The sequence below is a fragment of the Salinarimonas rosea DSM 21201 genome, from assembly GCF_000429045.1.
GTDB lineage: Bacteria > Pseudomonadota > Alphaproteobacteria > Rhizobiales > Beijerinckiaceae > Salinarimonas > Salinarimonas rosea.
In genome coordinates this window covers 14,171-27,296 of sequence record NZ_AUBC01000030.1, presented here as the reverse complement: position 1 = coordinate 27,296, position 13,126 = coordinate 14,171, and the positions used below count along the sequence as shown (strand labels likewise).

At 71.3% G+C, this 13,126-nt stretch carries 15 protein-coding genes; 5 read left to right on the top strand and 10 right to left on the bottom strand.

What is annotated here, in order from left to right; translation table 11 throughout:
• Positions 1-4: 4 nt before the first annotated feature.
• The 4 genes from G407_RS0118910 to G407_RS0118895 all read right to left on the bottom strand — a co-directional run bounded on the left by G407_RS0118910 (position 5) and on the right by G407_RS0118895 (position 2,742).
• Positions 5-1,099, bottom strand: coding sequence for a glycosyltransferase family 4 protein (locus G407_RS0118910; protein ID WP_029032080.1), 1,095 nt, complete (start codon positions 1,097-1,099; stop codon positions 5-7).
• A gap of 198 nt (positions 1,100-1,297) precedes the next feature.
• Positions 1,298-1,675 (bottom strand): SPW repeat domain-containing protein, encoded by a 378-nt coding sequence (locus tag G407_RS0118905; RefSeq protein WP_029032079.1) that lies wholly within the window; start codon positions 1,673-1,675, stop codon positions 1,298-1,300.
• A gap of 127 nt (positions 1,676-1,802) precedes the next feature.
• A complete protein-coding gene (locus tag G407_RS30705; RefSeq protein ID WP_052341577.1) occupies positions 1,803-2,210 on the bottom strand; it encodes a hypothetical protein in 408 nt (135 codons plus the stop codon).
• A 55-nt stretch (positions 2,211-2,265) separates the two neighbouring features.
• Positions 2,266-2,742, bottom strand: coding sequence for an Hsp20 family protein (locus tag G407_RS0118895; protein ID WP_029032078.1), 477 nt, complete (start codon positions 2,740-2,742; stop codon positions 2,266-2,268).
• Between the two features lie 1,000 nt (positions 2,743-3,742).
• Here G407_RS0118895 and G407_RS0118885 point away from each other — a divergent pair.
• The 3 genes from G407_RS0118885 (at position 3,743) to G407_RS0118875 (ending at position 6,257) form a co-directional block, all read left to right on the top strand.
• Positions 3,743-5,104: a DegQ family serine endoprotease gene (locus tag G407_RS0118885; protein ID WP_043540181.1), complete on the top strand. Its 1,362-nt coding sequence runs from the start codon at positions 3,743-3,745 to the stop codon at positions 5,102-5,104.
• A 134-nt stretch (positions 5,105-5,238) separates the two neighbouring features.
• On the top strand, positions 5,239-5,802 hold the full coding sequence (locus tag G407_RS0118880) for an alpha/beta fold hydrolase (RefSeq protein ID WP_029032075.1): 564 nt from the start codon (positions 5,239-5,241) through the stop codon (positions 5,800-5,802).
• On the top strand, positions 5,799-6,257 hold the full coding sequence (locus tag G407_RS0118875; RefSeq protein ID WP_156917640.1) for an alpha/beta fold hydrolase: 459 nt from the start codon (positions 5,799-5,801) through the stop codon (positions 6,255-6,257). Before G407_RS0118880 ends, G407_RS0118875 begins: the two co-directional genes overlap by 4 nt.
• Here the strand turns inward: G407_RS0118875 and G407_RS28700 are convergent.
• The 5 genes from G407_RS28700 to G407_RS0118850 form a co-directional block, all read right to left on the bottom strand.
• Positions 6,247-6,732 carry an HXXEE domain-containing protein gene (locus G407_RS28700; protein WP_052341575.1) on the bottom strand — a complete coding sequence of 162 codons (486 nt, stop codon included), beginning with the start codon at positions 6,730-6,732 and terminating at the stop codon, positions 6,247-6,249. The genes G407_RS0118875 and G407_RS28700 overlap by 11 nt on opposite strands.
• A 63-nt stretch (positions 6,733-6,795) precedes the next feature.
• Entirely contained in the window at positions 6,796-7,344 is a 549-nt protein-coding gene (locus G407_RS28695) for a DinB family protein (RefSeq protein ID WP_084327640.1), read from the bottom strand.
• 61 nt (positions 7,345-7,405) lie between these two features.
• Positions 7,406-7,549 carry a DinB family protein gene (locus G407_RS31275; RefSeq protein ID WP_245259128.1) on the bottom strand — a complete coding sequence of 48 codons (144 nt, stop codon included), beginning with the start codon at positions 7,547-7,549 and terminating at the stop codon, positions 7,406-7,408.
• Positions 7,550-7,665: 116 nt separating this feature from the next.
• Positions 7,666-8,304 (bottom strand): GNAT family N-acetyltransferase, encoded by a 639-nt coding sequence (locus G407_RS0118855; protein WP_029032073.1) that lies wholly within the window; start codon positions 8,302-8,304, stop codon positions 7,666-7,668.
• 63 nt (positions 8,305-8,367) lie between these two features.
• Complete coding sequence (locus G407_RS0118850; protein ID WP_084327638.1) at positions 8,368-9,390, bottom strand: GlxA family transcriptional regulator; 1,023 nt, start codon at positions 9,388-9,390, stop codon at positions 8,368-8,370.
• 314 nt (positions 9,391-9,704) lie between these two features.
• On the opposite strand from G407_RS0118850, the gene G407_RS0118845 reads away from it, so the two are divergent.
• Both G407_RS0118845 and G407_RS28690 read left to right on the top strand, forming a co-directional pair.
• A complete protein-coding gene (locus G407_RS0118845) occupies positions 9,705-10,049 on the top strand; it encodes a DUF1127 domain-containing protein (protein WP_029032071.1) in 345 nt (114 codons plus the stop codon).
• Between the two features lie 400 nt (positions 10,050-10,449).
• Positions 10,450-11,061 (top strand): class I SAM-dependent methyltransferase, encoded by a 612-nt coding sequence (locus G407_RS28690; protein ID WP_169728808.1) that lies wholly within the window; start codon positions 10,450-10,452, stop codon positions 11,059-11,061.
• Between the two features lie 65 nt (positions 11,062-11,126).
• Here the strand turns inward: G407_RS28690 and G407_RS0118830 are convergent, their stop codons facing one another.
• The gene (locus G407_RS0118830; protein ID WP_084327635.1) at positions 11,127-13,097 is read right to left on the bottom strand and encodes a PAS domain-containing sensor histidine kinase; all 1,971 of its coding nucleotides are present in this window, start codon (positions 13,095-13,097) and stop codon (positions 11,127-11,129) included.
• Positions 13,098-13,126 lie beyond the last annotated feature (29 nt).

Below are 13,126 nucleotides of genomic sequence, written 5' to 3'. Positions count from 1 at the left end.
CCCCTCACGCCACGACCTCGAGGCTTCGATGCCCGCCGCTGGCCCGCCGCAGATGGGCCGCGTCGAGCCGTACGCGGGCGAGCCCACGATAGACGTCGAGATAGTCCGCCGCCATCCGCGCCGCGGTGAAGCGCTCCTCGAAGGCGCGGCGGACCTCCTCGCGACTGAGGCTGTCGAGCCAGCCGACCGCCTCGACGCCGCCGCCGACCGTGTCGACCACGAAGCCGGAGCGCCCGTGCTCGACGATCTCGGGAATCGAGCCGCGGCGGAAGGCGATGACGGGCGTGCCGCAGGACATCGCCTCGATCATGACGAGCCCGAACGGCTCGGGCCAGTCCACGGGGACGAGCAGCGCCAGGGCGTGGCCGAGGAAGCTCGCCTTCTCCCGCTCGTCGATCTCGCCGACGAACTCGACGTGAGGCTTCGTCCGGACCAGCGGCTCGACGACGCCGTTCCAGTAGTCCCGATCGGCCTCGTCGACCTTGGCCGCCATGCGCAGCGGCAGGCCGGCGCGCTCGGCGATGGCGATCGCCGCCTCGGGTCCCTTTTCGGGCGAGATCCGCCCCAGGAAGGCGAGGTACCCGCCGTGCGCGCGGTCGCTGAAGGGCAGTAGATCCGGCGGCAGGCCGTGCGGCACGGTCCGGACGAAGTTCGCGCCGGCCAGCGGGCGGCGCTGATCGTCGGAGATCGAGACCAGCGGCGCGTCGGAAAACGTGCGGTAGAATGCCGGCAGCTCCACGAGATCGAGCCTGCCGTGCAGCGTCGTCACCGTCCGCCCGGCGAAATCGCGGACGAGCGGCATGTGGAGCAGATCGGTGTGGAAATGGATCACGTCGAAGTGGTCGGCTCGGCGGCGGACCTCGTCCAGCATCATCAGGTGATGCGGGAGAGGATCCGTGACGCTGGGATTGAGCCGCAGCGCCATGTCGCAGAACGGCACGAGCTCGGCGCTCGTCACGGAATCCCCCGATGCGAACAGGGTCACCTCGTGCCCCTGCCGAACGAGCTCCTCGGTGAGGTAGGAGACGATGCGCTCGGTGCCTCCGTAGAGCTTCGGCGGCACGCTTTCGTAAAGCGGTGAGACCTGGGCGATCCTCATGAAGCGATCTCCTGAAGGTGGTGGGGGTTTCGCCGCGTCCCTTCGGGCCCGCGGCCGGTCGAGAGAGGCGCCATGCGCCCGGCGGCGCTCGCGTGCGCGATCCTGCGCCGGCGAGGCGCCGGGCGGCGACGTGGACATGCCTCGGAAAAACGCTCGGGAAAAGGGAGGCCGGCGCGACCGCGCCGGCCTCCGGACGGGTCACGCCGTCTGCGGCTCCGGCGAGCGCCAGCGCCACAGCTGCACGCCGGCGACGATCAGATGGGCGAGACCGAAGCCGCCGAGCGACCACATGGCGTCGACGATCCCGGCGAAGCCGAAGATCCACGGCGCGACCGCCGCGAAGACGCCGAGCCCCGCGAGGGACCACGCCTGCCAGTCCCGCGGGTCGTAGGCGCCGTAGCCGGCGACCGCGAGGCCGACGACGCCGATCGACAGCGCGGTCCAGAAGGCGCCGGCCTCCGCCGTGAACCCGAAGAGCCACGGCGACGCCGCGAGCGCCAGGGCCACGAGCGCGTGGATGCCGTTGGCGATGCGCTGCTCGTTGGTGCGGTTGGTGTTCTGCTTCGCGTCTTGCATGTCATCCTCCTTCGAGAAGCAAGGACATCAGGCTTGGCGCCGATCGGCGCCCTCCGTCGCGCCCGACGGCCGCGGCGGAGCTGGGCCGGGCGGCCGCTCGCGCCGCCCGAAGCCGCTTGTCGAGCCCTCAGGCGAGGGCCTGCGCGGGGACCCCGCCATGCGGCGGAGGTCCGGCGCCCCAGGGGCCGGCTCCCCGGCGAGCGGCGGTCCAGCCGGGCGCGAGCTCCCGGCTCGCCTGGGCGAAGAGCCAGGCGGCGTCCGGGTCGATCTCGACCAGCGCGTCGAGGACGAAGGCGAGCCGGGAGCGGACGCCGAGATCGCGAATGGCGTCCGTCGCGGCCGCCTCGACCGCGAGCTCGTCGCGGGCCCAGGAGATCAGCGCGATGCGCTTCTCCTCCGGGTCGAGGTCGGGGCAATCGAGCACATCGCGCGGGGAGGCGAAGCACTCGGCCGGCTCGACCAGCGCGCGCCAGCCCGGGGTGTCGGGCTCGCCCGGCCGAGCCGGGGAGCCCGTAGCGGTGTCGATGTCGAGCATGGCTCGGTTCTCCCTGACAGGCGTCTCGTTCCGTGGTTCGAAACGTCGGGCCCCGTCAGGCCGCCTTCGGCTCGTGCTCGATCTGCGCGACCCGCGAGCCCGACGCGCCGCCCGTGGCGATCGGGACACGGCGCGGCTTGAGCTCCTCGGGCACCTCCCGCACGAGGTCGACGGTGAGGAGGCCGTTCTCCAGCCGCGCGTCGGTGACGCGCACATGGTCGGCGAGGCTGAAGGCCTGCCGGAAGGCGCGCCCGGCGATGCCGCGGTGGAGCACCTGCACGCCCTCGGGCTCGGGGCGCTTCTCGCCGGAGACGGTCAGGCTGTTCTCGTGCTGGGTGATCTCGATCTCGTCCGTCGTGAACCCGGCGACCGCCATGGTGATCCGATAGCGGTCCTCGCCCAGCTTCTCGACGTTGTAGGGCGGCCAGTTCGGCGAGATCGGCTCGACCCGCGTGGCCTGGTCGAGCATGTCGAAGAGACGATCGAATCCGATCGTCGAGCGGTAGAGAGGCGTGAAGTCGTTCGTCCTCATAGCCACATCCTCCGTGAGCAACGTGAGTACGAGGAGGGTCCGAACCGTGCGGACACGCTCCGAACTGCCGAGCCCGGATGGGGCGCCCGGCGACCGACGAGGTGGTAACGCCCTACCTCCGTTCAAGAGGTCCGACGCGATTTTTTTTCGTCCTCTTCGTGGACCGGGATCGGCGCTTGCCGAGGCGCCGGCGCGCCTCGGCAAGACGGGCGCCGAGCTCGCGAAGCTCGGAGTGGAGCTCCGCGGTCCGCCGTGGCGCCTCGGACGGGGCGCATCGCAGCGCGCCGGCGGCGCGAGCGAGCAGCCTCGAATGCGCCTTCAAGTATGCCAGCGCCTCGGGGCCGGACGCCCCTTCGATGCGCAGCGTCCCGTCCGGCTCGGCGACGACGCATGTCACGACGATCATCCCGAGGCCGCCTGCGAGACGTCCCGTTCCATCCGCGCCGACAGGCCGGTTCGACAGGATCGCCTCGCTCGCGAGCGCTTCGGCCCGGGCGAGGTGGTCCTCGCTCGGGAGAACCGAGAGGCGCAGCGAAAACCCGTCGTCGGAGACGCGCGACGCCACGAGCCCAGGGTCGGCGCCGAGCGCCGTCGACAGGGTCTCGAGGAAGAGCTCGGCCGCGAGGCGATGTCGCGCGGCCGCACGCGACCTCCCCTCGCCGCCCGATCCGCTCGCCGCTCCCGGGTACCCCTCGGCGGGCCGGGCGGAGCGCACGTCCGTTGCCAGCGAGTCCGATGAGCGTTCTTCTTCCGCCAGCATGGTCACCTCGCGAGTTCTGTGCACGACGTGAGCATGGAGCCGGTTTCCGGCCGACGACGATCTGGTCGCGCCGTAAGCCCCGGTCAAGATCGCCGGCGGGGGACCTTGCAGCGCGTCTGCCTCTACCTACATCGACTGCCGCGCTCCGACAGCGCATGACATCACCTGCGCGTTCGCCCGGGATCTCGGCCGACCTGCGGGCCGACGATCGTCGGGTCCGCAGCCTGGAGGATCAGGACGATGAGGCAGATCGTGCACGCGCTCGCGATCGTCGCGTCGATCGCGCTGGCCGCGCCCGCAGCGGCCGTCACCCGTCCGAGTGCGCCCCAGGGCGCGCTCACGCTCGCACCGGTGCTGGAGAAGATCACCCCGGCGGTGGTCAACATCTCGGTCGCGTCGAGCGCTCCGATGAGCCGCAACCCGCTGTTCCGCGACCCCTACTTCCGTCGTTTCTTCGACGTTCCCGACATGCCGCCGGCACGCCCACGCCTCAGCGCCGGCTCGGGCGTGATCGTGGACGCCGAGAACGGCTACGTGCTGACGAACCACCACGTCGTCGCGGACGGCGACGAGATCGTCGTCACGCTCAAGGACCGTCGCGAGCTCGAGGCCGAGCTCGTCGGGAGTGACCCCGACACCGACATCGCGGTCCTGCGCATCCGCGCCGAGAACCTGGCCGCTCTCGAGCTGGGCGATTCCGACCTCCTGCGCGTGGGCGACTACGTGCTGGCCATCGGTAACCCCTTCGGCCTCGGGCAGACGGTCACCTCCGGCATCGTCAGCGCCCTGGGCCGCACGGGCATCAACGCCGACGGCTACGAGGACTTCATCCAGACGGACGCCGCCATCAATCCCGGGAATTCCGGCGGCGCCCTGGTCACCCTCGACGGGCGCCTCGTCGGCATCAACACGGCCATCGTCTCGCCCGCCGGCGGCAACGTCGGCATCGGCTTCGCGGTGCCGACAAACGTGGCGCGCGCCGTCATGGAACAGCTGATCGAGCACGGCGAGATCCGGCGCGGGCTCCTCGGCGTGTCCATCCAGGACCTGACGCCCGACCTCGCCGAGGCGCTCGGCGTCGCGGCCGCGGGAGGAGCCATCGTGACCCGGGTCGAGCCCGGCAGCGGCGCCGAGGCCGCCGGGATCCTGGCCGGGGACGTCGTGACCGCCGTCGACGGCCGGCCGGTCCTCGACGCGGGCGACCTGCGGAACGCCGTCGGGATGCGCCGCGTCGGCGACCGCGTCGCAATCGCGCTCCTGCGCGAGGGCGAGCGGCTCGAGCTCCTGGCCAGCCTCGGCTCCCCGGAGCATGGGCCGACGCTCGACGATCCGTTCGAGAGCCCGGTTGCGGGCGCGCGCCTGCGCGACCTGAGGCCCGGGGATCCACTTTGGGGCGAGACGAGCGGCGCGCTCGTCGAGGACGTGACGCCCGGCAGCCCGGCCGCGCGCCAGGGCCTGCGCCCGGGCGACCTCGTCGTGGCCGTGAACCGGACCCGGGTGACGGACGTCGCGGACCTCCGCCGGGCGCTCGCTCAGGCGCGGAGACCCGTGGCGCTGACGGTGCAGAGAGGACGCGGACGCATGCTGCTCGTCATGCGCTGAACGCGCGCAGTAAATGCGGGGTCCCGTCAGCCAGCCGAAGGTCTCCGTCCGCGAACCGGGGTTGAGCCGTCTGCGAGAGGCACCAACTCGCGGGTTGTCGAAGTCGTGCTCCCGGATCGATGGAGAAGGCACGGATGAGAAGCGAGGCGCTCGAAGCGTTCACGCTCGGCGGCATCGAGCAGTACGTCCTCCTGCGCGGAGACGCGCGCAAGGGGCGCGTCATCCTCTATCTTCACGGCGGCCCCGGCATGCCGGTGCTTCCGCTCGCGGACCGGATCGGCGCGACGACCACGCTCGAGCAGCGGGGCGTCGTGGCCTATTGGGAGCAGCGCGGCACCGGCGTGACCCTCCGCTCCGGCGGGTCCGACGCGGCGATGACGATCGACCGCTACGTGGACGACGCGATCGCGCTCGCCCTCGCGCTGAAGCAGCGCTACGGCGTGTCGCGGGTCGACCTCTTCGCTCATTCGTGGGGCACCGTCATCGGCACGCGCGCCCTGCTCCGGCGCCCGGACCTGTTCGGGTCCTACATGGCCGCGGGGCAGGTCGTCGACTTCGCGAAGGGCGAGGAGCTCGGCTATCGCTTCGCGCTCGAGGAGGCGCGCCGCCGCGGCGAGACGCGCGCGCTCCGCGCCTTGGACCGCATCGGCCCCCGCCCTGGGACGCCCGCACGACGATGTCGGAGCGGAGCTTCGTGATCCGCTATGGCGGCAACATCCACGAGGAGCCGCAATCCGTGCTCGCCGCGGCGCTCGAGATCGCCCGCTGCCGGCATTACGGGTGGGGCGACGTCTTGCGTATCCTGAAGTCGCCCTTCTACGCGCTCGAACGTCTCATCGACGAGCTCTACTGCGTGCGGCTCGACGAGGAGGCGCACCGGCTGCCCGTCCCCGTCCTGCTGCTGGAGGGGCGGCACGACTGGACGGCGCCGTCCGTCCTGGCCCGCTCGTGGTACAAGGCGCTCGACGCGCCGTGCGGAAAGGACTTCGTCTGGTTCGAGCACTCGGCCCACTTTCCGTTCGTGGAGGAGCCGGGCCGCTTCGACGACGCGCTCGACCGCTTCTATTCGCGATCGGCGTCGCCGGGCTGGCCCGAGATCGGCTCGTCAGGCTCCCCCATGGAGGCCTCGCCGGCGCGCGAGGTCATGCGGTGAGCCTGCGCCCGATCCACAGGAGAGCGGGTATGGCGGCCACCGTCGCCGGGACGAACAGGGCCGTCGTGACCAGGAATGCGTCCAGGCGCAGCAGGCCGGCGGCGAATCCGCGCTCGAGAAAGGCGATCGCGCTCGGCAGGACGAGCGCGACGCCGGTCCCGAGGCCGGGCGCGTAGGAGCGCGTCGCGATCGTCACGATCAGGTGGGGAAAGACGACGTTGAGGGCCTGGCCGAGCGCGTAGGCGGCGACCAGATGCCACCAGATCGTCGCGTGGGTGGCGGTCGCCAGCACGACGAGCGCCGCCGCGAACGCCGTGAGCATGCATACGGCGAAACGAAACGCGCCGTCGGCGACGGGACGGCGCCACCGGTCCTCGACGCGCCGCGACCAGGCCGGAAGCCAGAGTGCCTCCTCGAGATTGTGCACGGCGACGGCTCCGGCGAAGGCCCAGGCGAGAAGGGTTTCGTTTGGCATCGCAATCGAGCTGGTACTGCCGACGTGTGGCGAACGGGAACGAACCGATCGGCGCGCCGGCTCCTAATCGCCCCCTCCCGGGGCGGTCGGAAGCCCGAGGACGTCGGGCCCGATCTCTGGCGCGACGTGCAGATCGGTCTCGTCCGGGCGCGCGCCCGCCATCGTCAGCATGGCGTGGGCCTGGCCGCGGTGGTGGGTCTGATGGTTGAAGAGGTGGACGACGCAGAAGCCGAGCCTCGGCCGGCGTAGCGCGCCGTTCTTCATCCAGGGCGCCTCCCGGCCCATAGCCGCGGTGGTAAGGTCGTCGGCCCAGGCGATCAGCGCGTCGTCGAGCTCGCGGCGCAGGCGGACGTACTCCGCCCAGTCCCGGGGCTCGTCCGCATAGGGGTGAGCATACGGAATGGACTTGTCGCGCCCGTCGCGGGCGAGGCGCGCCGACCAGATGCGGTCGTCCCAGTAGACGTGGTTGAGCGTCCTCGCGATCGACCCCAAGAACGCGCCCCGGTCGCGCCAGCGCTCGGCGTCCGAAAGCGTGCTCGCGGCCGCGATCAGCGAGGCGTTCTGCCAGCGATTGTAGCGGGCCATGATCCGGGGGTAGTCGGGCGTGATCATCCTGTTCCTCGCGGTGCCGGGGGCGCGCCGGCGTGCTCGAGCCTCAGCGCAGAGCGCCGCTTCAGAACGGGCTGCCGGGTCGGAACCACAGGTCGGTGGATCCGTAGTCGACCCCGACGCGGTGCAGGGCCGCCGTCACCTGAGCCCGGTGGTGGGTCTGGTGATTGAACATCTGCATCAGATAGAGCGCCCTGGGATTTGCCACGCTTTGTAGGCGGCCATCTCGCCGACATAGCCGGGCCCGATCAGGGCGGGGCATTTCGATCATGGGGTCGTCTCCGCATGCACATCCCGATGCCGTCGCTCGCGACGGTCGGTTCCTCACAACGCGATCTGTTTCTCGCCCAGCACGACCGGCAGGGACCGAGCGCCGGCGGTCAGCGTACGACCGGCAAGGAACCGATACGACAGGCTTCTGTAGAAGGGGATGGCGTTGAGCGTCGCGACGAGGCGCATGCGGGTGCGCCCGGCCCGAGCCGCCCGCTTCTCAACGGCCTCCACCGCGCGCCGGCCGAAGCCGTAGCCGGCGAGTTCCGGATCCGCGAACACGCAGCGCAACCAGGCATCGCCGGGCGCCGCGTCCTCCGCCTCGGAAGGACCAGCCTCGCTCCAGCCGGCGCCGGCAACGACGCGGTCGCCGCACACCATGACGGCGTAGCGGCCGTCGCGGATGAGCGCAGGGTCGAGCAAGGCGCCGCTGGCGACCAGCGTCTCGAGGGTGTCCGGGTCGTAAAAGCGCGCGCAGCCCCGCCGGAAAGCCTCGGCTTGAACCGCCGCGATCGAGGGGACGTCCGCGCTCTCGGCGAGCCGAAGAACACCGTCTTCTCGGGGACCGCGATCGCGGAGGAACCCGGGCCGGAGGCGCAGGAAGGCCTCCGCGCGCAGCGCTCGAGCGCGGACCATGTGAGGCGCGAGATCGAGCGCGCCCTCGGGATGACGGGGTGTGATGTCGATCGACATGCGTCGTCCTCTTGGCAGGCTGCCCGAACGGGGCGCCTGGATTCGACGCCCGCGGGCGCGGGATCAGGCCGCAGAGCGGCGGAAGCGCTGGCGATAGGCGCGGGGCGATACCCCGAGCCGTCGCTGGAAGACGCGCCGCAGGATCTCGGCGCTGGGAAAGCCGCATTGGATCGCGATCACCTCGACGGGCTCGTCGCTGTCCTCCAGCCCATGACGCGCCACCTCGAGGCGCGCCGTCTCGACGAAGTGGGCCGGCGTCTGGCCGGTCTCGCGGTGGAAGACGCGCGCGAAGTTGCGGGGGCTCATCGCGGCGCGGTCGGCGAGCGCCTGGATCGACAGATCGCCCGCCAGGTTCGCCAGCGCCCAATCCTGGACGGCGCGGATCGGGGTGCGCTCAGCCGCCTGAGCGGCGAGGAAGGTGCTGAACTGCGACTGGCCGCCCGGTCGCTTGAGGAACAGCACGAGCTGGCGCGCCACCGCGAGCGCGGCGGCGTGCCCGCAATCCTCCTCAACGAGCGCGAGCGCGAGGTCGATGCCGGCGCTCACCCCCGCGGAGCTGTAGACCCCGCGGTCCTCGGCGAAAATCGAGTCGCAATCGACCTCGATCGCCGGATGGGCGGCCGCGAGATTGGCGCATTCGCGCCAGTGCGTCGCGGCCCGCCGGCCGTCGAGGAGACCCGCGGCCGCGAGCAGGTAGGCGCCGGTGCATACCGAGCCCACGCGGCGCGCTTGCGCCGCGGCGTTCCGCAGCCACTCCACTGTGCCGGGCTCGCGCGCAGCCTCGTGCACGCCGCGTCCGCCGACCACAAGCAGCGTGTCGAGCGGACCGATCTCGTCCTCGAAGGTCGCGTCCGGCGCGAAGGCGAGGCCCGCGCGGGTGCGCACGCTCTCGCGCCTCGCCGCGGCCGTGACCATCCGGTAGGGCGCGGCGCGACCGTCGCGCTCCGCGAAGCTGCTGGCGGTGCTGAAGACCTCCATCGGCCCCGCGAGATCAAGGAGCACGCAGCCCGGGTAGACCAGGAACGCGATCGTCAGCGGCGCGCCGCGGCAAGCGTCCACGGTATGGGAGGCGGGTTCGGACCGCATGCTCTTCCTCCGGTATTCGGCGACGTTGTGCTCTCGGCCTCGTTCGTCTGCAACGACATGCTTCCCACGATTCGCGCCAAAGCGCATCCGGGGAGGGTCGTAACCGAGTCTCCCCGACCGCGCGGCTTGCAGGGAGGGAGACGGCGATGCGTTTTCATTCGATTTCACCCGCTCGAATACTACACAGATACAATAGAAACAAATTGTTTGTCGTCCGTATAGGTGGGATGACTGTAATTGTCGGGTTCCGTACGCGAGAACATGGTGCGGCATCCGCGAACGCCCGTTCGCCTCTCCGCGAAGGACAAGACGTTATGAACGCCCCCACACCCGCCGTCTGCTTCGAGACGGACGCACAGCCCTATTCCGATTTTCGCCGCCCGGAGCGCCACCGCCCCGCGTCTGCCGTACGCCTCGAGCCCGAGCTCTCGCCGGAGGAAGCGGCGCTGCAGCCGTTCGGCGAGCCAGTGCGCCGCTCGAGCTTAGCGGCCCTGCTGACGGACCTCGCCCACCGCGTCGCGCACATTCTCGCCGCCCGGCAAGCAGCGCAGCACCTGCATGCGCTCGACGACCGCCTGCTGGCGGACATGGGCCTGACCCGCGGCAGCATCGACGCCGTCGTCCTCGGGCACAACGAGGATCCGCGCGAGCGGTGGTGAACGCCGACCCCGAAACAGGAGACACCGACTCGGCCAAGAGACTCGCTCTCGCCGGCGGCGTCGCGCTCTCGGCGCTCTGGGCTCCGGCTCACGCCACGGAGCCCGCTCGCATCGGCGTCCTCCTGGGCTTCGCCGGCCCGATCGACAGCCTCGCGCCCGCGATCGTGCGCGCGGCCGACCTCGCCTTCGAGGAGGCCGCCATCGTCTTCAAAGGGCGCGAGCGGCGTCGAGCTGGTCGGCCCCGGAGAGGCGGCGGGCTCCTACCGCCTTGACGGGGTCGAGGACCTCGCGATCGGCACCATCCGTTTTCATTGAAGCTCGCAGGCGGGGAAGAGACGATGTGCCTTCAATGCCGCTCGGTCTACGCCAGCGTTCTCGCGCCGCGCCTCGTCCATCTCGGATGTGGCGCTCGCGCGTTCGATTCCATGCGCCGGCGCGTGCTGCCGCTCGCAACCGGGCGGTCGTCGAGATCGGAGCAGGCTCGCTCGCGAGCCTGCCGTTCTATGACCCCGCTCGTGTGCGCACGATCCGCGCGATCGAGCCGGACCCCGTGATGCGGGCGCTGGCCGCCCGGCGGGCCCGACGCGGTGAACTCGCCGTGACCGTCGAGGACGGCTGCGCCGAAGCCCTGCCCGTCGGGGACGGCTGCGCCGACACCGTGGTGGTCGCCTACGTCCTCTGCAGCGTGGCGGACCCCGTCGCCGCCTTGAGAGAGGCTGCACGGGTTCTCGCACCCGGCGGTCAGCTGGTGTTCGCGGAGCACGCGGCGAGTGACGGTCCCGTTGCGGCGCGTCTGCAGCGCGGGCTCGACCCCTTTTGGCGGCGCTTCGTCGGCGGATGCAGCCTCGTCCGCGACCCGCTCGCGGCGGTCGTGAATGCGGGCTTCACGCTGCGCCGCTGCGAGACCGGAGTCTTCACGGGCGCCCTCGCCGCGCTCGGCCGCCACCTGGGCGGCATCGCGGAGATCGGTCTCGCCACGTCGGCGGGAGACACTGACGCCGGCATGCGGTGAGCCGAAGGCGGTCCTCCTGCGGAGCATTGCTCTGCAGAGCCCCGCTCGGAGGGCCGGCCAGCGCGCTATCGCCGCCGCGGGGCGCCCGGAAGCGGGATGCTTCCACGGCAGACAAGGCCGGTCGGCTCGTGCATGAGCTCGGCGCTCCCACCCGCCATCGCGAGCTGCCGCTCGATGAGCCGGGTGCCGAAACCAGGCGTCCTCGCACCCTCGACCGGCGGCCCGCCGCGCTCCCGCCATTCGAAACCGATGGTGCTTACGCTTCCCGGCGGGGTCACGCTCCAGGTCAGCTCGACGCGCCCCTTCTCTTGCGAGAGTGCGCCGTATTTTGCCGCGTTCGTCGCCAGCTCGTGGAACAGGAGCACGAGAACGAGCGACGTGCTCGGCTGAACGCGCACGTCGGGCCCTCCCAGGGCGATCCGCCCGGTCGCTTCGTCCCCGTAGGGAGCCAGGATCGTCTCCAGCAGGCGCGCCAGCCCGACCGGCTCGGAAGGCGCGTCGATCAGGAGGTCGTGCGCCCGGGCAATCGCGCGGACGCGCCCCATGAACTGCTCGCGCGCCTCCTTGAGCTCGGGCGCGCTCAGGCTCTGGTGCGCCAGCGCACCGATCACCGCGAGCGTGTTCTTGACGCGATGGGCGAGTTCCATGGCGAGCATGCGTGTGCGCTCCTGCGCCTGCCGCTGCTCGGTGACGTCGGCGAGGACGCCCACCACCTCGGCAGGGGCGCCGGCCTCGTCGGGAATGATCTCGGAGCGGAGCAGGAGCCAGCGCAGATCGCCGTCGGGGCGGACGTAGCGGTACTCGACGGCGAAGCTGTTCTCCCCGCTCGCGAGGGCGCGCTGGAGGACGCCTCGGACACGTTCCTGCTCGCCGGGAAAGTAGCCGGCCCGGATCTCGTCCAGTGTCGGAGCGCTGTCCTCGGGAAAGCCAAGAAGCCGATTGAGCTCGCGCGATCCGGTGATGGCCTCGGCCCGAAGGTCGACGGCCCAGCAGGCCATCCGGCCGGCCTCGAGCGCCAGCCGGAGCCTGCGCTCATCGTCCTGCGCCCTCGCCAGCTCGAGCTTCTGCGCGGTCACGTCCTGCGCGGCGCCCACGTAGCGCAGCGCGCGGGGCGCCTCACCCTGCGAGAAGATCGCCTCGCCATGGGCGAGGATCCAGCGCAACTCGCCGTCGCCGGGCCGAACGATCCGGTACTCGTAGGCCTCGCGGGCCCGAACGGCCGGATCGAGCGCGTGCGCGGCGATCGCCTGCATAAGCGGCAAATCCTCGGGATGCGCGGCATTGCGCCAATCCTCGACGGTCAGGGATCGTGCGGGCATGAACCCGAACATCTCGCGCATGCGGACGTCGAAGTGGATGGCGCCAGTCTGCACGTCCCACTCCCAGACGCCGATCCGCGAGGCTTCGGCCGCGAGTGCGAGCCGTCGCTGCGCATCCGACAGGGCCTGCTCGACGGCGCGCTCCGCCGTGACGTTCCGTACCGTAACGACGACGCCGGACGGCGAGGGAACGACGCGGATGCGGACGTCGACGCCCGCTCGTACGGTGGAGGGCGCGACGAACTCCTCCGCCTCCCGTCCTCGCATGACACGGCGTGCGCAAGACTCGAACGGCCCTCCCGCCACCGCCGGCAGCGCCTCCCAGACGACCCGGCCGAGGGCCTCCTCGCGCGCAAGTGCATAGTGCGCCTCGGCAGCGGCGTTGAAGGCGACCAGCCGCCACTCGCGATCGAGCGCGTAGGCGCAGTCCTCGAGGGCGTCCAGCACCTCCTGAAGCAGGTTCGCGGGCACTCCTTTTCCGGTCCTCACAAAGTACCTCCCGGAGCTTCGAACGCGGAACGGCGCCGAGGCTGCGCCATCGGAACGGTAACGCAACGGGCGGCACACGTCACCGCAAAGCCCGACGGCAGAGCGCTCGACGCGGCTCCACGCGCCTTCGAGGTCGTTTGCGCTCGCGCATCTCGCGGAGGAGCACGGCCGCGAGATGCGCTGCGATGTGCGCCGCGTCGGAATATCCCCGCGCGCCGAAGGCGGCATCGGCCGTGAGCTCTCCTCGAGCCGGGTCG